At 71.4% G+C, this 21201-nt stretch carries 19 protein-coding genes and 5 pseudogenes; 11 read left to right on the top strand and 13 right to left on the bottom strand.

The features are described 5' to 3' along the window. Positions 1–138: 138 nt before the first annotated feature. The 3 genes and pseudogenes from ACFZDC_RS01000 to ACFZDC_RS00990 form a co-directional block, all read right to left on the bottom strand. Positions 139–1139: pseudogene (locus ACFZDC_RS01000) on the bottom strand (phosphotransferase). A 244-nt stretch (positions 1140–1383) separates the two neighbouring features. Continuing rightward, a pseudogene (locus ACFZDC_RS00995) lies at positions 1384–1478 on the bottom strand. Between the two features lie 373 nt (positions 1479–1851). Next, positions 1852–2613 (bottom strand): polysaccharide deacetylase family protein, encoded by a 762-nt coding sequence (locus ACFZDC_RS00990; RefSeq protein ID WP_391319240.1) that lies wholly within the window; start codon positions 2611–2613, stop codon positions 1852–1854. A 437-nt stretch (positions 2614–3050) separates the two neighbouring features. On the opposite strand from ACFZDC_RS00990, the gene ACFZDC_RS00985 reads away from it, so the two are divergent. Then, positions 3051–3506 carry a hypothetical protein gene (locus tag ACFZDC_RS00985; protein WP_391319239.1) on the top strand — a complete coding sequence of 152 codons (456 nt, stop codon included), beginning with the start codon at positions 3051–3053 and terminating at the stop codon, positions 3504–3506. Positions 3507–3653: 147 nt separating this feature from the next. Here the strand turns inward: ACFZDC_RS00985 and ACFZDC_RS00980 are convergent, their stop codons facing one another. Then, the gene (locus ACFZDC_RS00980; protein ID WP_391319238.1) at positions 3654–4043 is read right to left on the bottom strand and encodes a Rid family hydrolase; all 390 of its coding nucleotides are present in this window, start codon (positions 4041–4043) and stop codon (positions 3654–3656) included. Positions 4044–4103: 60 nt separating this feature from the next. Between ACFZDC_RS00980 and ACFZDC_RS00975 the strand changes: the two are divergent. Together ACFZDC_RS00975 and ACFZDC_RS00970 are read left to right on the top strand one after the other, a co-directional pair. Next, positions 4104–4580, top strand: a pseudogene (locus ACFZDC_RS00975) (LysR family transcriptional regulator); the annotation flags it as partial. 156 nt (positions 4581–4736) lie between these two features. Further along, the gene (locus ACFZDC_RS00970; RefSeq protein ID WP_391319698.1) at positions 4737–5360 is read left to right on the top strand and encodes a DinB family protein; all 624 of its coding nucleotides are present in this window, start codon (positions 4737–4739) and stop codon (positions 5358–5360) included. On the opposite strand, the gene ACFZDC_RS00965 is transcribed toward ACFZDC_RS00970, so the two are convergent. Further along, positions 5348–6118, bottom strand: a complete 771-nt coding sequence (locus ACFZDC_RS00965) for an isoprenyl transferase (RefSeq protein WP_391319697.1) — start codon at positions 6116–6118, stop codon at positions 5348–5350. The genes ACFZDC_RS00970 and ACFZDC_RS00965 overlap by 13 nt on opposite strands. Before the next feature lie 163 nt (positions 6119–6281). Between ACFZDC_RS00965 and ACFZDC_RS00960 the strand changes: the two genes are divergently transcribed. Next, positions 6282–6734: a TAXI family TRAP transporter solute-binding subunit gene (locus tag ACFZDC_RS00960; RefSeq protein ID WP_391319237.1), complete on the top strand. Its 453-nt coding sequence runs from the start codon at positions 6282–6284 to the stop codon at positions 6732–6734. Between the two features lie 505 nt (positions 6735–7239). On the opposite strand, the gene ACFZDC_RS00955 is transcribed toward ACFZDC_RS00960, so the two are convergent. The 3 genes from ACFZDC_RS00955 to ACFZDC_RS00945 form a co-directional block, all read right to left on the bottom strand. Further along, positions 7240–7719, bottom strand: a complete 480-nt coding sequence (locus ACFZDC_RS00955; protein ID WP_391319236.1) for a hypothetical protein — start codon at positions 7717–7719, stop codon at positions 7240–7242. A gap of 19 nt (positions 7720–7738) precedes the next feature. Continuing rightward, entirely contained in the window at positions 7739–7966 is a 228-nt protein-coding gene (locus tag ACFZDC_RS00950) for a hypothetical protein (RefSeq protein WP_391319235.1), read from the bottom strand. 240 nt (positions 7967–8206) lie between these two features. Next, complete coding sequence (locus ACFZDC_RS00945) at positions 8207–8806, bottom strand: TetR family transcriptional regulator (RefSeq protein ID WP_391319234.1); 600 nt, start codon at positions 8804–8806, stop codon at positions 8207–8209. Between the two features lie 114 nt (positions 8807–8920). Here ACFZDC_RS00945 and ACFZDC_RS00940 point away from each other — a divergent pair, with 114 nt between their 5' ends. Then, entirely contained in the window at positions 8921–9769 is an 849-nt protein-coding gene (locus tag ACFZDC_RS00940; protein ID WP_391319233.1) for an alpha/beta fold hydrolase, read from the top strand. 27 nt (positions 9770–9796) lie between these two features. Here the strand turns inward: ACFZDC_RS00940 and ACFZDC_RS00935 are convergent. Next, a pseudogene (locus tag ACFZDC_RS00935) lies at positions 9797–10066 on the bottom strand (GNAT family N-acetyltransferase); the annotation flags it as partial. A 14-nt stretch (positions 10067–10080) separates the two neighbouring features. Here ACFZDC_RS00935 and ACFZDC_RS00930 point away from each other — a divergent pair. From ACFZDC_RS00930 to ACFZDC_RS00920, 3 genes and pseudogenes are all read left to right on the top strand, one after another. Continuing rightward, positions 10081–10200, top strand: a pseudogene (locus ACFZDC_RS00930) (pirin family protein); the annotation flags it as partial. A 203-nt stretch (positions 10201–10403) separates the two neighbouring features. Next, positions 10404–11522, top strand: a complete 1119-nt coding sequence (locus tag ACFZDC_RS00925) for a SpoIIE family protein phosphatase (protein WP_391319232.1) — start codon at positions 10404–10406, stop codon at positions 11520–11522. A 196-nt stretch (positions 11523–11718) separates the two neighbouring features. Then, positions 11719–12453 (top strand): NAD(P)H-dependent oxidoreductase, encoded by a 735-nt coding sequence (locus ACFZDC_RS00920; RefSeq protein ID WP_391319231.1) that lies wholly within the window; start codon positions 11719–11721, stop codon positions 12451–12453. Between the two features lie 99 nt (positions 12454–12552). On the opposite strand, the gene ACFZDC_RS00915 is transcribed toward ACFZDC_RS00920, so the two are convergent. After that, the gene (locus ACFZDC_RS00915; protein WP_391319230.1) at positions 12553–13851 is read right to left on the bottom strand and encodes a SpoIIE family protein phosphatase; all 1299 of its coding nucleotides are present in this window, start codon (positions 13849–13851) and stop codon (positions 12553–12555) included. A 63-nt stretch (positions 13852–13914) separates the two neighbouring features. After that, entirely contained in the window at positions 13915–16335 is a 2421-nt protein-coding gene (locus ACFZDC_RS00910; protein ID WP_391319229.1) for a SpoIIE family protein phosphatase, read from the bottom strand. 240 nt (positions 16336–16575) lie between these two features. Between ACFZDC_RS00910 and ACFZDC_RS00905 the strand changes: the two genes are divergently transcribed. Together ACFZDC_RS00905 and ACFZDC_RS00900 are read left to right on the top strand one after the other, a co-directional pair. Then, a complete protein-coding gene (locus tag ACFZDC_RS00905; protein WP_391319228.1) occupies positions 16576–17445 on the top strand; it encodes a universal stress protein in 870 nt (289 codons plus the stop codon). A 28-nt stretch (positions 17446–17473) separates the two neighbouring features. Next, positions 17474–18343, top strand: a complete 870-nt coding sequence (locus ACFZDC_RS00900) for a universal stress protein (protein WP_391319227.1) — start codon at positions 17474–17476, stop codon at positions 18341–18343. A 99-nt stretch (positions 18344–18442) separates the two neighbouring features. On the opposite strand, the gene ACFZDC_RS00895 is transcribed toward ACFZDC_RS00900, so the two are convergent. Both ACFZDC_RS00895 and ACFZDC_RS00890 read right to left on the bottom strand, forming a co-directional pair. Next, positions 18443–19387, bottom strand: a complete 945-nt coding sequence (locus tag ACFZDC_RS00895) for an MBL fold metallo-hydrolase (protein WP_391319226.1) — start codon at positions 19385–19387, stop codon at positions 18443–18445. A 149-nt stretch (positions 19388–19536) separates the two neighbouring features. Then, the gene (locus tag ACFZDC_RS00890) at positions 19537–20352 is read right to left on the bottom strand and encodes a DUF427 domain-containing protein (protein WP_391319225.1); all 816 of its coding nucleotides are present in this window, start codon (positions 20350–20352) and stop codon (positions 19537–19539) included. Positions 20353–20472: 120 nt separating this feature from the next. Between ACFZDC_RS00890 and ACFZDC_RS00885 the strand changes: the two genes are divergently transcribed. Then, positions 20473–21201, top strand: a complete 729-nt coding sequence (locus ACFZDC_RS00885; RefSeq protein WP_391319224.1) for an NAD(P)H-binding protein — start codon at positions 20473–20475, stop codon at positions 21199–21201.

The raw sequence follows: 21201 nt of genomic DNA, 5'->3' as shown, positions 1-21201 counted from the left end.
AGCGGCCCTGCGCCCGCTGGAGGTCCCTGCCGGCCGTGGTGCCCTCTGGATCATGCCGTCGACGCGGAGCCTGGCCCGCGCATCGGCCACATCGCGTCGCTCGCCGATACTCCGCAGGGCAACCCCTCGAGACGCGTCCTAGACCGGCGGATCCGCGGAGAGTTCCATCAGCGACCGGGCGCTTTCCACGGCCGGCGCATCCGTTTCGGCCGCGGCCGGGAAGAGGCGGCCCCAGGCGCGGGCGCGCCCCAGCGCGCTCAGACGCCAGGCGATGCTCACCGCGCGCCGCAGCTCCGCCGCTGTGCGGCCGGCTCCCGTCCACGGCTCCAGGTAGGCGTCGCGCAGCCGCGGCAGCACCTCGGGACCGTACCGGTTGCAGGCCCTCAGGGCCGGGACCTGCAGGCTGCAGAAGGGGTGGGAGACGACGGCGTCGCCCCAGTCGAAGAAGGTGTACCGGCCCGGTCCCGGGTTGAACAGCTGGCCGTCGTGCAGATCCGCGTGGTCGAGGGAGTCGGGAATGCCCAGGGCCGCGAGTTCGGCGCACCAGTCCACGAGGCGGGGGCGGAGACGGTCCAGCCGGGCGCGTTCGTCGGGCCGCAGTGCCGCGTTCTCGTCGAGCAACGTACCAAAGATCGCGGGCAGTTCCGAGGTCCGGGCGCTCGGGACACCGAGCCGCTCGATCCGTCGGGTGTGCGGGAGCAGGGCGCGCTGCATGCTCGCGTACTGGCGGAGCACGTCTTCCCACGCCTGCGGACCTACGGCCGCTCGCTCGAGCACGTCACGGAAGAGAGCGCCTCCGTCCGGCAGCAGCGACCAGCCGCGCTCGGCGTCGACCGCGAGCGGCGTCAGGACGTACTCCGGCACCCAGCGGGCCAGGGCGGCGGTCAGCACACCCTCGAACCCACTTGCCGGCGGATTTGCCTTGAACCACACCGCGTGCCGCCCGGCCACCGGCACCCGCACCAGACGGACCACGGCCGCAGCCGCACCTCCAGCCGTCCGGTCATCCGCAGCCCCTGCCCGGCGAGCCGCCCCTCCGTCCAGTCGAGGACCTCGCTCCGCCAGGCCTCCTGCTCCCAGGGAGTCACGGCATCCTCGTACCCGCCCCGGTCCACGGTCACTGACACGTCGAGTCGCATCGCGCCATTCCAGCAGTGGGATCCGTGGACCGGCCAGCCGTTTTCCCGGCGGGAGGCAAGACGGGCAGGCAGGCCGGGACCGCATCGGCGGACGGCGTCGGCCCACCACGAGTGCACGGCCGGAGCGACCACGGGCGCTGTGACGTAGGGCCAGGACGGCACGCCCCCCGGTCGAGTCGCGGGCCACCCGCACCCGCTCGATGCACGGGCCGGGCCGGTGACCCCGCCGACAGGCGGTGTTGCGCGGAGAGGGCAGGATTCGAACCTGCGCGGGCCCCGTGGGGCCCGACCTCGAGCCGTGCTCGCTGGTCCCCGATCAACCACTCCGGGCACCTCTCCCCGTGACCGGCTCTCGGATTCCCGTGCCGTTCACATGCAGCAGAGTGGCAGGACCGGCTGACGCCGGGCTGATGCGTGCCGGACCAGCAGGTCAGGTCGAATCCCGTACCACCAGCCGACCGGGCACCGTGTGCGGGCCCGGTGCCGGGGCGTCCGCGGAGAAGGCGTCCGTGTCGGGCGCCGTGCGCAGCACCGCGTCAGCGGCGCGGCGACCCATGAGCCGCAACCGCGGACGCGTACGCCTGACGGCCACCGTCGGCGCCCGCCGCCGACGGTTCCAAGCGGCTCAGGTGCCGGTCGGCACCCCTGGACAGCCGCTGTGAGCGGCTCGACCGAAATCCGGCGCCTGAAATCGACGGTCAGCGGGCCCGGTTCACCGGACGGGGAAACCGAAGGAGTATCCCTGCTGCTTCAGCCAGGGCAGCAGAGTGCGCAGGGCGGCCACGGTCTGGGAGCGGTCGCCGCCGGCGTCGTGGAAGAGCAGGGTCGGACCGTTGGACAACTCGCCCTTGACGGTGGTGACGATGGCGTCCGTTCCCGGCCGAGCGAAGTCCTTGGAGTCGACGTTCCAGCCCAGCGGCCGCATCCCGTGCCTGGCCGCGAGATGCCTGCTGTACGGGGTGAACGCGCCGCCCGGAGCCCGGTAGTACATCGGCCTTACGCCCCCGGACGCCTGGGTGATCTGGCGTGCGGCGTCCATGATCTGCTGCGACTGGTAGGCCTGGGACTTGGTGTCCATGGTGGTGTCGTGCGAGACCGTGTGGTCGCACAGCCGGTGCCCGGCCGCGACCACCTGCATGACCATGTCCGGGTGGGCCTGCGCCTGGGTGCCGACCATGCAGAACGTCGCCTTCACGCCGTTGTCCCGCAGCACCTGCAGTACCTGCGGGGTCCAGACCGGATCCGGGCCGTCGTCGATGGTGATGTTGACCGCGTGGTCGCCGCCGTCGGATGCGTGGACGATGGTCGCGGACACGGGCGCCGCCTTGGGGGCGGCAGGGCGGGCCGCCGCCTGGGGGCCGCCGACGGGTCCGGCCTGTGCGGTCCACACCGATGCGGCGGCGGCCATCGCCGTCACCCCGACCGCTGCCGCGACCACCCGGCCGTACCAACCCCGCCCGCCATGCCGTGCCATGTCCGCCCCGCTCCTCGCCGTGCCTGTGGACCCCTGTGCACCTGTCAGGACGGCCCTGGACGGCCAAGGGATCCGCCTGTTACCGATCACGGACAATTCCGCGGTGCTTCTGCGACAGGGACCCGAAGTTCACCGCCGAACCCCTCGAACAATGCGTCGCCGCAGCCGCAGCCGCAGCCGCAGCCGCAGCCCGCAACCGCCGAGCCGGGATCATACTCAGGCCGTCCGCGCCGACAGCCTTCCCTGGACCGGGAGCTCACCCACATGAACCCTGCTCATGTGGGTGGCCATGCATGGTGAGCCGTGCAAAATTCGATCAACTTCCTTGCGCCGAACCCTGGTTGGAGGACGCGGGCCGATGGAGCTTTCCCGACGTACCGTGCTGGCCTCCGCGGCCGGAGCCGCCGCGCTGTACGCGGCACCGACGACGGCCCCATGTGTACGACTTCGACCCCGCCACCGGCGCTCCGATCGGCCCCGGCACCGTACAGGGCGACAGCCCCACGTCCTGCTGGTCACGCGGACAGGGAGCCCTGACCCCCGACCACGTCCCCGTGTGGGACTACAAGGCGCCCCAGCAGCCGTACGACGTCAAGGACGCCTCCGCCGGGGCCGTCATGGCCTGCGGTCTGCTGGACCTGTCCGCCGCGACGGGCAGACCCGAGTACCGACAGGCCGCCCTGCGGCTGCTGACCGCGCTGGCAAAGACCTGTCTGACCACGAACTCGACGCGCGCCGAGGCCGTCGTCGCCCGCTGTACCCGCAGCCGGCCGGCCGAGGACGGGATCGAGCTCTCGCTGCCGTACGCCGACTACTACCTCCTCGAAGGCATCCTGCGCGTGCTTCAGCCCCAGGACGTCGACCGGGCGATCGACCTGTCCGGCGCGACATGAGGGAGACGGTGCCGGGGAGCCGCGGTGTCCTGATGCCACGGCCGCCCGTTTCGAGGACCCCGGGGACGAGGAGTCCTCCAGCAGGGGTCCTCCAGCGTCGGGACGCACGGAGACAGCAGCGGCTCCGTGAGCTCGGCCAGGCCCCGCTCACGCGGCGGGCCGTCGCGCGTACACCTCGATCTCCAGCTTCATGCGGGGGTCGGCGAGGCCGCACACGAGCATCGTCGCCGCTGGACGGACGGCGCCGAAGTGGCGGCGCAGGACCGGCCAGCAGGGCTCGAAGTCCTCGCGGTCGGGCAGGAGGTAGCGCACCCGGACGACATCGGTGAAGCCGCAGCCCGCCTCGGCCAGCGCGGCGCCGATGTTGCGCAGGCACTGCTCGGCCTGTTCCACCACGTCGTCGGAGATGGTCATCGTGGTGTAGTCGAACCCGGTCGTCCCCGACACGTGCACCCAGTCGCCGTCCACCACGGCACGGGCATAGCCGATCTGCTCCTCGAAGAGGGAGCCACTGAGGATCGCGCGTCGCTCTGTCATGCGCCGAACGGTAGGTGACCTGCACCGATACGTCTAATACCGTCCGTGGCATGATCTGATATCCCTTGGCGCAGGGAGCGTCCCGAACTTCCCCTCGCGCAGCTGCACGCCTTCGTGGTGCTCGCCGAGGAACTCTACTTCGGCCGTGCGGCCGTCCGCCTCGGCATCGCCCAGCCACTGCTGAGCCGGCAGATCGGCCGCCTGGAGGACACGGGCGGGCACGCATTGTTCAGCCGCGAGCCGGGACGCGTCTCGCTCACTCCGGCCGGCCGGGAACTGCTCCCGGCCGCCCGCCGGGCCCTCGCCGACCTCGCCGACGGCCTGGCCGCGGCCCGCGCCGTCGGCAGCGGCCGGGCCGGACGGCTGCGGATCGGGTTCGCCGCCTCCCTCGCCCTGACCGTGCTGCCCGGACTGCTGCGCACCTTCCGGCAGCGGTACTCCGGTGTGCACCTGGACATCCATGAGATGACGACCGCGTCCCAGCTCGCCGCCCTGTACGACAGGTCCATCGACATCGGACCTGGCGCACGTCCGACCCGAACCCCCTGGTCGCCCACCTGCTCGCGACGGTCGGCAGCGCGTGAGCGCGGTCGAGGGGCCGCCGAAATCGAGACGCGGCCACGGTCCTGGCTGTGCCACGCTGACCGGTCGGCAGATCCCTGCCCCGCCCACCCGTTCGCGCCAGGAGCGTCGATGGCGACACCACCCCGCCTGCTTCCGCTGCTGGAGCAGTTCGACTTCGCGCACGAGCGTCTGCTGGGACGTATGGCCGGGCCCGTCATGGACAGCGGCGACGGAACGGACACCGAGGTCGAGCCCATGACCGACGCGGAGTACCTCTGGGAACCCGCGCCGGGCTGCTGGTCGGTGCGGCGGCGCGAGGACGGTCCGGGGCCGCGTGCCACCTTCCTGGCCGGCAGCGGCGCGTGGGGGCGGGACGCCGCCTCCTACCCGCACCCCTGGCCGCCGCCGCTCACGACCCTCGCCTGGCGCCTGAGCCACCTCACCGAGATGCTGGCACTGCGCGCGAACCACACCGCCGGCAGCCGCGCGATGACCCGCGACGCCCACCCCGTCACCGGGGAGGCCGCAGCCGCGGTGACCGCGTTCCACACCGCCGCCCGGGCCTGGCGTACGGCACTTCTGGGTGTGGACGACACCGCGCTCGACACGGTGGGTTACTGCACCTACCCCTACGGCAGCGACGCGGAGAACCCGTTCCTCGACATCGTCTGGTGGGTCAACCAGGAACTCCTGCACCACGGCGCCGAGATCGCCCTGCTCCGCGACCTCTACCGCGCCCGTCAGCGGCCGTAGCGGCGCTCGCGCGCGGCGTAGGAGCGCAGGGCCCGCAGCAGGTCGATCTCGCGGAAGGCCGGCCACAGGACGTCCACGAAGTGCACCTCCGCGTAGGCGGACTGCCACAACAGGAAACCGGACAGCCGCTGTTCGCCCGAGGTGCGGATGATGAAGTCGGTGTCGTGCCCGGCCGGCGAGTACAGGTTGTCGGTGATGTGCTCCAGATCGAAGTCCGCGGCCAGGTCCCGTGGGTCGCCACCGGCGCTGATGTGCTTGTCGAAGGCCGCCTTGACGGCGTCGACGATCTCCCGCCGGCCGCCGTAGCCGACGGCGACGTCGACCTTCAGCCCACCGCGGCCGTTCGTCAGGGCGGCGGCCTCCTTGAGGACGCGGGCGGTGTTCCCCGGCAGCAGGTCCAGGGCGCCGATGATCTCGATCTCCCAGGGCTCTTCGGGAGCGCAGATGCGCCTGACGGTCTCCTCGATTATGTCGAGCAGGGGCCCGAGTTCGTCGGCCGGCCGGTGGAGGTTGTCGTCGGACAGCATCCACAGCGTGACGTGCTTGATGCCGGCGTCGCTGCACCAGTGCAGGAAGTCCGTGACCTTCGCGCCGCCGACGCGGTAGCCCTCGCGGACGTCCTGATGTCCCGCACCCCTTGCCCAGCGCCGGTTCCCGTCCAGCATGATCGCCACGTGCCGCGGCCGGGGCAGGCCCTCCAGCTTGCGGTTCAGACGCCGTACGTAGATCGCTTCCAACGCCGAACGCAAGGCCTTCATTGCCACGCCGATATCCCTTCCGCCTACCCGTGTTCGAGGGCGCAACGATAGTGCCACGGTTTCCGTGCGAGCCGCGCGGGAGTCGCGGCGCGGGCGCCGGGAATCGGCCGCGCCGACGACCCGCGGACCCTTCGGCCTCCCGCGCAACGGCTGCGCTGCCGCCGTGACCGGTCGACCGATGAGCCGCCGCGGTCTGCTGGCGGCCGCGCCCCTCGGTGCCCCGGCAGCCGCCCTGGCCCGATGCTCGGGTGACACCGGACCGGTCCGGCGGCTCAGGCTCGCGACGAGAGCGCCCGGCGGGCCGTACAACGCCTTCGGCAGGGCCCTGGCCGTACAGGCCGCACGGACCGCACCGCAGCTGCACATCACCACGCTCAGCACCTCGGCGAGCGTGGACAACCTGTGCCGGCTCGGCGGTGGATCGGCGGACCTGGGCCTCGCCATGGCGGACGCCGCCGAGGACGCCGTGCGGGGGCGGGCGCCGTTTTCGACCCCGTACGCGGTGACGGCCCTCGCCCGTGTCTACGTCAACTGCACACACCTGGTCGTACCGGCGCGCGACGAAGGCCGCGCTGACGGCCGAGGGAGTCGGCGAGTACCTCGGGTACCCCGTTGAAGTACCGTCGCAGGCTGCGAAGTTCGGGCGGCCCGGTGTCGGAGACGGCCCGTGTCTCCAGGCTGCCGGAAGCCGGCCCGGCGACCGCCCGGTCGAGATCGCGGACCGGGCGCACCAGCCATCGGGTGATGCCGGTCGCGACCAGGGCGGCGGCCGCGAAGGCGGTGAGCGCCCCGCAGACGGACATCCCGCGGAAGGTCATCTGCTGCAAGACCGCCGGCTACACCTTCGTCCCCCCTCCTGCTGGGCGCCGAATTCGCCGGGGCCGACGCAGTCGTCCCAGGCCGGCGCGCACGGAAGGGGCTGCCGGCCGGTGCCGTGGCCGCGCCGGCAGAGCAGGAAGGCGGGGTCGGGGAGAGAAGCCGGCGGTTGAGGCGGAGGCCCTCCGCCCCGGCATGCAACTGACCCCGGTGCTGCCTGCTCTACGTGCTGCCGCCATGGTCGCGCCCTGATGCCCTCTGACTGTCAGCTCCCCTCCATAACCGGTTGTGGACGGGAGCGCGTGTCAGGAGGACGCGGCGGGCGAGGCCAGTGACCTGATGTGCTTGCGCCAGGCAGCGCTCACGCTGGGCGGGATCTTCGTGGTCAGGCCGCCTTCTTTGGTGAAGGCGAGGCCCTCGCTGTAGGCGCCGCCACCGCAGCCGTCGGACTGGCGCGTCAGCTTGACGTCGTAGGACGCGTCGATCTCGGGACGGTTGCTCCCCTTAGGAGTGACGCGAAAGCGGACCGTGCCGGGGTCCGGGTCCACGTCGTTGGGAAGGCGCAGGCCTACTTGGGTGATGTCTTCCTGATCGAGGTGGTCCTTGACGCATTTGTCCCCTGCGCACAGTTCGTAGGAGGCGCCAGCGAGGTCGGTGTAGCCCCGCTGGAGGAACATCACACCGATCTGCGAGGTGACACCGACCCCGGCGCACGGCTTGGAGCTGCTGCACGCCGACGCGGTCATCGCCACGACGGACACGGTGGCGAGGACTTGGAGTCTCACCGTTCGCTTCACCACTTCTTTACCCCTCCCGGGAGCGCCTTCTCTGCCAGAGCGATGTCCGTGAAGACACCGTGCACTTGCCGTCCCAGCCGTCACCGCACTCGCCGTCGTCACTCACCGAGTCGCAGCCCCCACCCGAGATGATGCCCTTCGCGTTGACGTGCCCGTTCGACTTCACGGTGCAGACGGGGCCGCCGGAGTCACCGGAGATCACGCACGAACCGGAGTTCTTCTGGCCCACGGTCACGTTGTGCACCACATCCCCGTTGCCGTACTTGAAGGCTTGGGCGCTGACGCGCGCACAGTTGACGCGATGCGTGACCGAAGCCGGCTCCGGCGACATCACCTGGCACAGCCCGCAGTCCACCGACTACAACCAGCCCGTCCTCACCGCACTGCGCTCCTAGGAAGACACCGTTGCCGGCGCCGGCCTGATCCGCCGGACAGACCCTGGACCGCAGCCCCCACGTCGGCCTGCGCCGGCCCGTCACGCGTCGGCCAGCGCCGTCCGTACGATCGCCGCCGCCGCCTTGGCCGCCGTGAGCACCGGCGCGGTGCTGCGGGCGGCACGCCCCAGCATGAAAGCGCCCTCCAGCAGCGCGACGACCGAACTGGCGGTCTCCTGGGCGGCGGGCTGGGGGATGCCTCCCTCGGCGTAGTAGGCGGCGAGACGGTCCACCCAGCTGTCGAAGACCTCCGAAGTGGCCCGGCGGAGGGTCTCGTTGGTGCCGGCGACCTCCATGGCGACCGTGGCGATGGGGCAGGGATCGGCGAAGTCGAGTTCGGCGAGGGTCTCCGCCGCCGCGGTGAAAGCGTCGGCGGTGGCCGCGACCCGGTCCTCGTACGGCGTCATCAGTGCGGTGATGAGTCCCAGGTAGACGGCCCCCGAGGTGCGGATCACCTCCTCGCCCAACTGGGCCTTCCCGCCGGGGAAGAAGTGGTAGATCGACCCGAAGGGCGCACCGGCGGCCGCCGCGATCTGTTTCATGCCCGTGCCCGTGTAGCCCGTGCGCCGGAACAGCTCCGTGCCCGCGCTCACGATGCGCTGTCTGGTCTCGTGGGTGCTGGGGGCCTTGCTGTCGCTCACTTCGGGAGCCTCCGGGGGAGCCGCTGGTGCCGTCTGGCATTCCGTGCCTATTCTCTCACTAGAACGCTCTATCAAGAAGACATCGAGGCAGCCGACCATGCCGGAGGCGGAGCCATGCCACAGATCGAGCTCAGCGCGGGAAGCATCGACTACGAGGACACGGCGGGCGACGGCCCGGTGGTCGTCCTCGTCCACGGCCTCGGATTCGACGCGTCGGTGTGGGCCGACGTCGTGTCGGACCTGCGGCGGGACTTCCGCGTGCTGGTCCCCGTGCTGCCCCTCGGCAGTCACCGGCGTCCGATGCGGCCGGACGCCGACCTGTCCGCGCACGGCATCGCCCTGCTTCTCGCCGAGTTCCTGGACCGCCTCGACCTGCGTGACGTCACCCTGGTCCAGAACGACACCGGAACGGCCCAACTCCTCGTCGGCGTCCGGGACGAGCGCGTCGCCCGCCTGGTCCTCACCTCGTGCGAGGCCCTGGACAACTACCCGCCCGGCACGCAGGGCAGGCTGCTGCACCGGGCGAGCAAGGTCCCCGGCGGACTCTTCCTCCTGATCCAGTCCTTCCGCTTCCCCTTCCTGGCACGCATGCAGACGTCCCTGGGCGGGATGGCGAAGAAGCGGCTGCCGAAGGAACTGATCGCCCGCTGGTACGGCCCCTTGCTGACGAGTCGTCACATCCGCCGTGACTTCGCCAAGTTCTGCCGCGACGTGGATCCGGAGTGCTATGTCCGGGCGGCCGGCAACCTTCGCTCCTTCACCCGCCCGGCCCTGGTCGCCTGGGGCGCGGAGGACCGCATGATGCCGCCCGCCACCGGCCGGCGGCTCGCCGAACTGCTGCCCGACGCACGCTATGTGGAGATCCCCGACGCCCGGACCCTGGTCCAACTGGACAATCCCACAGCCCTCACCGAGGAGATCCGGCGATTCGTCAAGGAGCACCCGCTGCCCGGCGAGGGCTGAGCCCGGCTCGGCCCTCGCCGGGCGTACTCACCCTTCCAGCGTCACATACAGGCGCGTGCCCCGCGGCCGGAACCCGACCCGTTGGTACACGCGGCGGGACCCGTCGCCCGAGTACTCCAGCCAGACGGACGATGCCCCGCGGCCGAACGTGGTGGCGGCGAGGGCCGCCGTGACCGCGGCCGCGATGCCCCGACCGCGGCCGGCGGCCCGGGTTCCCACACCCGCCGGCTCCGCCGTACCGCCGGCGGGCGCCGAGCAGATCGCACCATCGCCGAGCACCCCGCCGGAGGGCTCCCGACCCCCCGCGCCCCGCGCCGTCGGACTGGATGACGGGGACCCGCTTCGGCGAGGTCAAGGGGTACGACGGGGATCCGCTGCCCGCTCCGGGACTGCCCCACGTACCGCTGAGGCCGCGCGGCGGGGGGCGCTGAGCCGGGGGGAGGTCCGAGCATTCGGCACCACCGTGACCGGGCCGCCCGGGCGCGGTTCGGGACGGTGCCAAGCGTGCTCGCCGCAAGCACAGCGGCGAGTCCTCGGCATCGTCGCACACGGCGCCCCGGCGGTCGCGGGCCATCGCATGGACGCGTGCTGCCTTGGCGAACGAAGCCCACTTTGCCCCGATAAGATACTTTTTGTGATCAGGACAGGACGGCATCGGCGCCACCGGGCTCCGCACGGTGACCGACGTGAGACCGTACTGCTGTCCCCCGTGATCCTGACCGTCCTCATCACCGGCCTCGCATTCGCCACCCCCAGGGAGATCGCCTTCAGCCGTCTCCTGCCCGCCGCGCCCGCGCTGGCGGCCGCCTTGTGGCCCGTGCTCCCGACGATCGTGCTGGGCGGGTTCTGCCTGCTGGCCATGATCGGACTCAGCCTCGTCTACAGCGATCTGGGGACGCCGTACACGGCTGCCGCGATCGTCGCGGTCACCTTGGCGGCCGCCTACGCCAGCCATCTCCGACTGGAGCGGGAGGAGATGCTCTTCCAGGTCCGGCTCGTCGCCGACGCGGCCCAGAAGGTGCTGCTGCGCCCGCTGCCGCGCCGTATCCAGGACGTCGACATCGAGTCGCTGTATCTGGCGGCCCAGGAGCAGGCCCGGATCGGAGGGGACTTCTACGAGGTGGTCGACACGCCGTACGGGGTTCGGCTGCTCATCGGGGACGTCCGCGGCAAGGGGCTGTCGGCGGTGGGGGCGGCCTCGGCTGTGATCAACTGCTTCAGGGAGAACGCCTACGACCAGCCCGACCTGAAGGGCATCATCCACCGGCTGGAGGCCAGCATAGGGCGCTACAGCGTCGCGATCCTCGACCCGGACCAGCCGGAGCACTTCGCCACCGCTCTGATCGCCGAGATCCCGTACGACGGTGGACAGGTCAGGATCCTCAACTGCGGACACCCACCGCCGCTACTGGTGCAGGACGGGCAGATCCGCGTCGTCGAGCCCACCACCCCCTCGCCGCCCCTCAACCTCGCGTCGCTCCTCGGGGACGACTACAACGTCGACACCGTCGCCTTCGCCTCGGGCGACCAGATGCTGCTCTACACCGACGGCGTGACCGAGACCCGGGACCGCGCCGGCAGGTTCTTCCCGCTGCCTGACTGGATGCGGCAGCTCGGCCCGACGCCGCCGCGTGAACTGCTGGACCGGCTTCACCAGGACCTGCTGCACTACAGCGCCGGACGGCTCGACGACGACATCGCGGCCGTGGCCGTGCGCTGTCGGCACGCCGGGGCTCAGGAGCACTCCGAGTAGGTGGCCGGAAGACGTTCGCACGTGCGGGGTCGGCAAGGCCGGGGCCGCGGCCCACGCCCGAGCACCGGCAGGGCAGGCGCCCCCGAACCATTCGGCGGCGTTGTGATGGCGCCCGCCTCGGTCGGCCCGCACGCTGGACCCGGATGTGGACGCGCCGCCGCGCGACGTGCGGCGGCCGGGGTTCCGGGAGGACCGTGTGACCGCTTCGTCGCCTGCCACCGATGCACCGGCCCGGTACGACGACCTGCGGGCCCTGGTGATCAACTGCACCCTCAAACGCTCGCCCGAGACGAGCAACACCCAGGGGCTGATCGACCGGAGCACCGCCATCATGGACGCGCAGGGCGTGCGCGTGGACGTCGTACGGGCCGTGGACCATGACATCGCCACCGGTGTGTGGCCCGACATGAGGGAGCACGGCTGGGAGTCGGACGCCTGGCCGGACGTGTATCAGCAGGTCATGGCGGCCGACATCCTCGTGCTGGCCGGCCCCATCTGGCTGGGCGACAACAGCTCGGTGATGAAGCAGGTGATCGAGCGCCTCTACGCCTGCTCCAGCCTGCTCAACGAGGCGGGTCAGTACGCCTATTACGGCCGTGTCGGCGGCTGCCTGATCACCGGCAACGAGGACGGCGTCAAGCACTGCGCCATGAACGTCCTCTACAGCCTGCAGCACCTGGGTTACACCATCCCTCCCCAGGCGGACGCCGGATGGATCGGCGAGGCGGGCCCCGGCCCCTCCTACCTCGACCCCGGCTCGGGCGGCCCGGACAACGACTTCACCAATCGCAACACCACCTTCATGACCTGGAACCTGCTGCACCTGGCCCGGGCACTGAAGGACCAGGGCGGCATCCCCGCCTACGGCAACCAACGCACCACCTGGGACGCGGGCTGCCGCCACGACTACGAAAACCCCGAGCACCGGTAGGCGGACCGCGAGTCCATGGGGAGACGGCCGACGGGGCGGCCCGGAGCGCGGCGGCCGGCCTGATCCTGCCCGGCCCTGATCCATCACCCGGCCGGGGATTCACAAGCCGACGACGACCAGAGCGATGTCGTCCCGCGCGCCATGGCTGACACCCAGGCGCGCGAGCAGGGTGTCGGCCAGGCGTTCGGGGCTGAGTCCGAGGCATCGGGACAGCGTGTCGGTCAGGCGATGCAGGCCGGTGTCGATGTCCTCGTCACGGCGTTCGATCAGGCCGTCGGTGTAGAGGACGAGGATGTCCCCGTGGTTGTAGGAGGTTCCGGCCTGAGGGCGCGGGACATGTGCGGGCCGGGCGCCCAGCGGTGGATCGGTGGCCTGGTCCAGCAGCTGGCAGGCGCCGCCGGGGTGCATCAGGACGGGGGGCGGATGACCCGCGCTGGAGTAGACGATCACCTGCGCCCGCGTGTCGACCAGCGCTGTCACGGCGGTGGCCGCCAAAGCGCCGTCGACGGAGCGGGCGTACAGACCCAGGACCTCCAGCGCCTGGGCGGGGCCCGCGACGGCCCTGCTGGCCGCCGAGAGAGCGCTGCGCAGCATCCCCATGACGGTGGCCGCCTCCAGGCCGTGGCCGACCACGTCGCCGACGGCGACGGTGAAACGGCCGTCGGACAGGTCGACGGTGTCGTACCAGTCACCGCACACGTTGAGCGAGCCGATGGCCGGCAGGTAGCGCACCGCCACATCGGAGTGCCGGGCCAGGTCGGGGGAGTGCAGCATGGCCTCCTGGAGCGTGATCGCCACCTGGCGCTCGCGGGCGTGGGCGAGCCGTAGCTCCTCGTTCAGCCGCTCCAGCTCCTTGGCGCGGGCGTACAGCTCGCTCTCCATGCCCTCCTCCCGTCGGCGTCGGGGACCGGTTGCGGTGTCCTGCTGCCGCTTCTGGCGGTGATGGACGAAGGCGGTCACGTCCTCGACGCGGTGGATGATCCATGCGACCTGACCGTCGGGCCGCAGGACCGGGGTGTTGACCGGGGACCACCAGCGTTCCTCGAAGGTGCCCGGCCGGCTGATGACGGGGATGTCGTAGCGCTGGACGGCCATGGTGTCCGGTTTTCCCGTGGCCAGCACCCGCGCCAGGGACGCCGAAAGATTGACGACGCCGCTGGCCTGGGGGTCGGCGGGGTTGTCCGGAAAGGCGTCGAACAGGTACTGCCCGAGCAGCTCCCGCCGGGTGCGGCCGGTCGCCCGGCAGTAGGCCTCGTTGACGCCGACGATCAGCAGCACGGGGCTGAGGACCAGGTAGGGGCTCGGGGTCGCGGCGAACAGCGCGGCGTAGTCGACCTGATCCGCGGTCGGCTCCCCGTCGGCGGCGGTGACACCCACGTGTCCAATGTACGAGGTCATCGCCGTAACCGCTGCACGCGGCGGGGTCGGCCCGGTCCGGCCGGGCGGTTCCGGCACCTGCCGCTACCCGGGGGACCTCGTGCCGTCCGGATCCAGGGCGGGCGGTGGCTGCTGCTCCGTCCAGATCGTCTTGCCGCGTTCCGTGTAGCGAGTACCCCAGCGCTGTGCGAGCTGTGCGACCAGGAACAGCCCGCGGCCGCCTTCGTCCGAGTACCGGGCACGTCTCAGCCGCGGGGAGGTGTTGCTCGCGTCGGACACCTCACAGACCAGGGTCCGGTCGTGGATCAGCCGGACGCCGATGGGTCCGTGAGCGTGTTTCAGCGCGTTGGTGACCAGCTCGCTGACGATCAGCTCCGTTGCGAACGCCATGTCGTCCAGGTTCCACCGGGCGAGTTGGCCCACCGCCTTGCGGCGGGCCTCCGCGACCGCTGCGGGGGTCGACGGGATGTCCCAGGAGGCCACTCGGTCGCTGCTCAGGCTGCGGGTCCGTACGACGAGAATGGCCACGTCGTCGGGCGGACGGTCGGGCAGCAGCGTACGGACCATCGTGTCGCAGATCTCCTCGAGCGGCCGGTCCGGGTGCGCCAGTGCGAAGCACAGGCGCTCCAGGCCGGCGTCCACGTCGTGGTCGGACGCCTCGATCAGCCCGTCGGTGAAGAGGACGAGGACGCTTCCCTCCTCCACCTCGAACTCGGCCGACTCGAACGGGAGGCCGCCCAGCCCGAGGGGCGGGCCGGCCGGGACGTCGAGAATCTCGACGGGCTCACGCATGTGGGCGATCGCCGGACCGGGATGCCCGGCGCGCGCCACCCGCAGCTTGCGCGCGATCGGGTCGTACACCGCGTAGATACAGGTGGCGCCGACGACGAGCGGGCCGTCCTCGGCGGCCTCGGCCTCCTCCGACAGACGCAGGACCAGGTCGTCGACATGGGTCAGCAGTTCCTCGGGCGGCAGGTCGATGTCGGCGAGTGTCTGCACGGCCGCGCGCAAGCGCCCCATGCTCGCCGCCGCGTGGATGCCGTGCCCCACCACATCCCCCACCACCAGTGCGACGCGAGCGCCGGAAAGGGGGATGACATCGAACCAGTCGCCACCGACGCCGGCCTCGGCATCGGCCGGCAGATACCGGTAGGCGACCTCGACGGCGCTGAGGTCCGGCAGCACCGGGGGCAGCAGGCTCGTCTGGAGGGCGAGTGCCGCGCTGTGCTCGCGGGCGAAGCGCCTGGCGTTGTCGACGCACACGGCAGCCCGGGCGGCCAGCTCCTCGACGAGGAGCTGATCGTCGTCGTCGAACGGCTCGGGGTTCTCCCAGCGCAGCAGGGTGACCACTCCCGCTGTCACGCCCCGGGCGCGCAGGGGGACCGTCATGTGGGAGTGCACACCCAGACGGAGGAGTTTCTCCTGCCGGAGCGGATCCTTGGCGAGCCAGGACGTCGCGAGGGTGAGGACCGGGTCCCGCACGGTCAGGCCCGTGGCCAGACAGCGGCTCTGCGGGGACTGGACCGGGTACCGGGCCGGGGAACCGATCGGGACGATCACTTCGGGATGGTCGGCGCGGGTCGACAGGTGGGCCGCCCGGTAGAGGCCGCCTCTGCCGCTGCGAGGGCGTGCGGCGAGCTCTTCCGGCGGGCGAACGCCGTCCAGCAGGTCCACCGCCGCGAAGTCGGCGATCCGGGGCACCAGCACCTCTGCCAGTTCCTGCACGGTCCGTCCGAGATCGAGCGTGGTGCCGATGCGCTCGCTGGCCTCGTTCACCAGCATCAGCCGCCTGCGCCCCCGGTCGTGATCGGTGAAGTCGACGGCTGTCTGGCACACCCCCAGGGTGGTACCGGTCCGGGCGTGCAGCGGGAAGGACGTACGCAGTCTGAGGTGCTCCGGACTCGGCCGCCCGACTGTTTCGGGCGGGAGTTCCACGCTTTCGACGGACGACAGGAGTTTCCCCGAGGACAGCGCCCGCCGGGCCTGCCGCTCGACCGCCCGCAGCAGCTCCGGGTGCGGGACCGGACAGGTGCCGCTGTCGTGGGCAGGCAACCCCTCCATGGCGGCCAGCACCTCGTTGAAGCACTCGAAGCGCAGCCCGGCGTCGAGCACGGCGATACCGATCGGGGACTGGGTCAACAGGCCCTGCAGTGCCGCCTGGCCGAGTTCCCATCGCTTCAGGGCGTCGGCCCCGCACAGGGCGGCGAGCCAACGGCTGCCCCCGCCCGGCGTCGGCAGGGCACGTACCCGAAGCCCCAGCTCGACGGTGCGGCCGCCATGGTGGCGTACCGAGATCAGGCCCTCCCAGCTGTCGGCGACCAGCCGTCCTTCGATCAGCGCCGAAAGTCCGTCCGGGCTGTACAGCACGGCTGACACCGGCTGCCCGAGAACGTCTGCTGCCGCATACCCGAGCAGCTTCTCGGCTTGCGGGCTCCAGCATTCGATCAGCCCCGACGCGTCCACCATCATCAGCGCGGCCGTCGTGAGGTCCAACGGATCGGTCACGCTGTGGTGGTGAGGCAGGCCCGACACGCCCATGATCTGGTCCCATCTGCACACGACCCCGCCACCAGGCTCTCACCTCCCACAGTCGGGAGCGAGGTTTCAACGGTGGCGTCGGGTCCGAGCCACCACCGGGGTGCCATCGGGGCCGGTTGGCCCCGCGTAGGGACATGCGGCCCCTGACCGCGCGACCACGGCATCACCACGCTGGAATCGGATCGTCCTCCCGGGGAGGTGGAGACGATGGCCCGAACCGTCACCGCGGGTCTGGACGGCTCGCCCGAGAGCCGGGCCGCCGTGGAATGGGCGGCCCGTGAAGCCCGGCTGCGCGGCCTGCCGCTGAAGATCGTCCACGTCTGGGAGTCCGTCCCCGAGCCCGGGGCTCAGGCCCCGCTGCCGGGCGAGGAATCGGCCAAGGATGTTCAGTTGCGCCACCCCGGGGTCGAGGTGCTCACGGATCAGCTCACGGGCAACCCGGCCGAGGCCCTGTGCGCGACCGCGGACGCCGCTGAGCTGATGGTGTTGGGCTCGCGGGGCCTGGGAGGGATCGGCGGATTCATGGTCGGCTCGGTCAGTCTGGCCGTCATCGCCCACGCCGAACGCCCCGTGGTGCTGGTCCGCAGTGGAGAGCAGGCCGTCGACGAGCACCGGACGGACGCGGCGGGCGTGCCGTCCGCCGCGACGCCCTTCCTGCCCGTCGTCCTCGGCCTCGACACCGGCACCCCCTCCGAGACGCTGCTGGAGTTCGCCTTCGACGCCGCCGTGCGCCGGGGCGCGTCCCTGCGGGTCGTGCACGGCTGGGTCGAGCCGCCCACCTCCTTCTACCGCTTCTACGGTGACGCCGAACTCTACGGCTCGCTGGAGCGCGAACACGCCACGGTGCTGGCCGACGTGCTGCGTCCCTGGCGGCAGAAGTTCCCGGACACCGAAGTGATCGAGGCGAGCCGATGCGGCGGCGCCGCGCAGGTCCTCGTCACCGCGTCCCGCGACGCTTGCCTGGTCATCGCCGGCCGGCGCGTGCGCACCCGCCCTCTGGGTGCCCACATCGGTCACGTCGCCCATGCCGTGCTGCACCACGTCTCGGCCCCCGTCGCCGTCGTCGCACACGGCTGAGCCGGTACCCCGGGACAGGAATCGCACGATGAACCTTCCGATCGTCGTGGGCGTCGACGGCTCCGAGCCGAGCCTGCTGGCCGTGGACTGGGCCGCCGACGAGGCCGCCCTGCGCGGGGCACCGCTCCGGCTCGTGTACGCCTCTCTGTGGGATCGCTACGAAGGCGCCCTGCTCGCCCAGGAGCTCGACAAGCCGTTGGAGGAGGTGATGGCCCGGGACGTGGTCGGCCCCGCCGAGCAGCGTGCCCGGCACCGCAGGCCGGGTCTGCGGGTCACCACCGACGTGCTGCCCCAGGAACCGGGGCAGGGGCTCGTACGGGAGAGCAGCGCCGCCCTGGCCGTGGTGCTGGGCTGCCGGGGCCGCAGCGGTATGACCGAGGCGCTTCTCGGTTCCGTCGGGGTGACGGTCGCCGGGCACGCGCACTGTCCGGTGATCGTGCTGCGGGGCGGCCACGACGAGAACGCCCGCGCCGGGACCGGGGGCCGTGTGGTGCTCGGTGTCGGCGATCCGCCCGCGGGCTCGGCCGCCGTACGGTTCGCGGCCGAGGAGGCCGGCCTGCGCGGCGTGCCGCTGGAGGCGGTACGCGCCTGGCGGCGCCCCGCGCACGCGACGACGGGCCATCGGCTGCACGTCGGGAAGCCGGCCCGGCTCGAGAAGCAGCCGGCGGTCGCACTGGAGGAGGCCCTGCGCGAGGCACCGGGCGCTGTGGAACTGATCCGGCGCACCGCCGAGGGCCATGCCCGCGACGTCCTGCTCGCCGCCTCCCAGGAGGCCGACCTGCTCGTCGTCGGTGCCCGGCGCCGCCGCGGCCACTTCGGCCCCCAGCTCGGCCGCGTCGCGCACGTGCTGCTGCACCAGGCGGCCTGCCCGGTGGCCGTCGTACCCGAACCCGCCTGACCCGCTCCCGGCACACCGGTCGCCCCACGTCCCTCGACCCTCCGGTCCAGGGAGGCCGGCGAAAGCCGCTTGTGCCGGATGCAGTTCGACCGGGCCGCCTCAGGCCAGGCAGGTGAGGGGGCGACCGCCGTTGTAGGTGACCATGTCGGTGAGGGCGGCCGCGGCGTCGATGCCTCGGCCGAGTGGGCCGCCCTCCAGTTCCGCGTAGGCCCGGTGGAGGTTGCCGACGATGCGCTCGGAGTCCAGCAGCTCGGCGTACCCGCCCAGGTCCGCTTCCCGGGCGGTCTCCAGCGGCGTGAGCCCGGCATCGCGGCCCGCTCGGGCGGTGGTCTGGACGAACCGCAGGTAGCCGAGCACCTCGTCGACGAGCTCGGGACCGGCGACGGCACCGTGCCCGGGGACGATGGTCGTCGCTCCCAGGGGCTTGATCACCTCTTCGAGGACCTGGACGGCACCGGCTACGGATCCCTGGAGGAGGAAGGGAGTACCACCGTTGAACAGCAGGTCGCCGCTGAAGAGGAGCCCCCGCTCGGGCAGCCAGACGATGGAGTCGTTGGTCGTGTGGGCGGGCGTACCGACGTAACGCACGTCGGCGCGCACCTCGTCGGCCCATACCGTGACACCCTCGGTGTAGGTGAGGAAGGGCGGCTCGATCGCGACGTCGCCCCACTCGACCTCGGTCCAGAACGCAGCCGCCGCCCCCGGCCCGCCCCACTCGAGAATGCTCGACCGGGTCGCCTCGTGCCCGACGATGGTGGCGCCGCCGAAGAGGTGGTTGCCGAAGGTGTGGTCACCGTGGTGGTGCGTGTTGATCAGAGTACGTACCGGCTGCGGCGTGACGGTGGCGATCGCGTTCAGATACGCCTGCGTGCGCCGCACCGTCGAGCAGGAGTCCACGCTGATCACGCCGCGCCGCCCGACCAGGAAACCGGTGTTGTTGATCCACCAGCTGCCGTCGGGCTGTATGTAGGCGAAGACGTCCTCGCTGACCTCCTCGACCCGGGGCGGAGGAAGGAGGGTGACGTCGTGGTGGACACTGCTCACTGCGAACTCCTGTCGTGACGAAGGGGGATCCTTGAAGCGGGCAGGAACTCCCACACCTTGCCGGGCTCGTCGAACGCCGCCGGGATCATCGCATGGCGCTCTGCCGACCGATACCCGGCCCGAGCAGTGAGCATCCGGCGCCGGAGCAGTCAGCGTGTGGGCCGTGCCGAGAGCGTCTTGTTGAAGTGCGTGACCGGGCGCTCCAGGCGTTCGCCGTCCACGGTGATGTCGACGGCCTCGTTGTAGAAGGCGAGCAGCCCCTTGACGGCGCCGACGGCGGGCAGCGGATCGGCGTAGCCCCACAGGACGTTGGGCGGAACGTCGCCCTCGCCGCGCCAGGTCCAGTACCCGGCGGTGCCCTTGTAGGGGCAGCCGGTGTGGTGGTCGGTGGGCTCGAAGAGGTCGAGGCGGACGTCCTCGCGGGGGAAGTAGTAGCGGGTGGGCAGACCGGTCTCGAACAGCAGGACGGGGCGCTGGGTGTCGGCCACCACCGTGCCGTGCATCTCGACCTGGACGTGCCGGCTGCTCGGGATGGCGTCGACCCGTTTGTGCGGATCCCGTGGGTGGACGAAGATCTCCTCTTCCTCCTCGTACCAGTGGTCGAGGCCCTTGCCGGTACGCTGGAACCACTCGAAGGAGATGTAACCCGCGAGGTCGTCCGCGAGGAAGGTCCAGGCCGCGTTCTCCAGCAGCTCGCCGCCGACCTCCAGGTCATAGAAGACCGTCGATCCGGTGTGGGTGCCGGTGGGCGGGTTCTTCGCCCGGCGCAGCAGGTCCTCACGGACCTCCTCGCGCGGGAAGGCGTACAGCGGCACCGGGACGCCCGGCTCCCACACGAGGACCGGATGGCGGCTGTCGACGACCGTGACGTCGGCCCTGCGGCCGCGCACCCAGCGGCCGCTGGGCTCCCAGAGGATGCCTTCGGGGGTGCTGCGCAGAGACTCGGCGGTGCTGAGCGGTGTCATGTCCGGTTCCTTCTCCCTCGCCGGTCGGGCGGCTTGGCGGATCGAGGCGCCGGTTCTTGCCGCGCCCACCCGATGGTTCATATGCCATATTTCGTACATGATCCCTACGAAAGGCATGACATGAAGATCGCAGTCATCGGCGGTACCGGGCTGATCGGGTCCCAGGTCGTCAAGATCCTGAACGCCGCGGGGCACGAGGCGGTACCGCACTCGCAGTCCACCGGAGTCGACGTCATCAGCGGCCAGGGACTGGACGAGGCGGTCGCGGGAGCCGACGTCGTCGTCAACCTGACCAATTCGCCGACCTTCGACGAAGCCTCCCCGGCCTTCTTCCAGACCTCGATGGACAACCTTCTGGCCGCGGCACGGAAGGGGGGTGTCGGGCACTTCGTCATCCTCTCGATCGTCGGCGTGGACCAGGTGCCGGAGCTGGACTACTACCGCGCCAAGGTGCTCCAGGAGCAGATCCTCACGGCCGGGCCGATCCCCTACTCGATCGTCCGCGCGACGCAGTTCATGGAGTTCATGGACACTGTCATGTCCTTGACGGCCGACGGGGACACCGTCCGGCTGCCCGCCACGCCGATCCAGCCGATCGCCTCCAAGGATGTGGCCGACGCGGTGGCGGAGGTCGCCGCGGGCGCCCCGCTGAACGGCATGCGCACCATCGGCGGCCCCGAGATCTTCCCCCTGGACGAGCTGGGCCGGATCACCCTGTCTCGCAAGGGCGACGGCCGTACCGTCGTCACCGATCCCACCGCCGGCATGTTCGCCGTCGTCAAGGGGGACGTCCTCACCGACGAGCACGCCCACCTCGCCCCCACCCGCTACGCCGACTGGCTCTCCTGA

Source organism: Streptomyces sp. NPDC007905 (assembly GCF_042959345.1).
Classification (GTDB): domain Bacteria; phylum Actinomycetota; class Actinomycetes; order Streptomycetales; family Streptomycetaceae; genus Streptomyces.
This window is presented reverse-complemented; position numbering and strand designations above follow the sequence as displayed.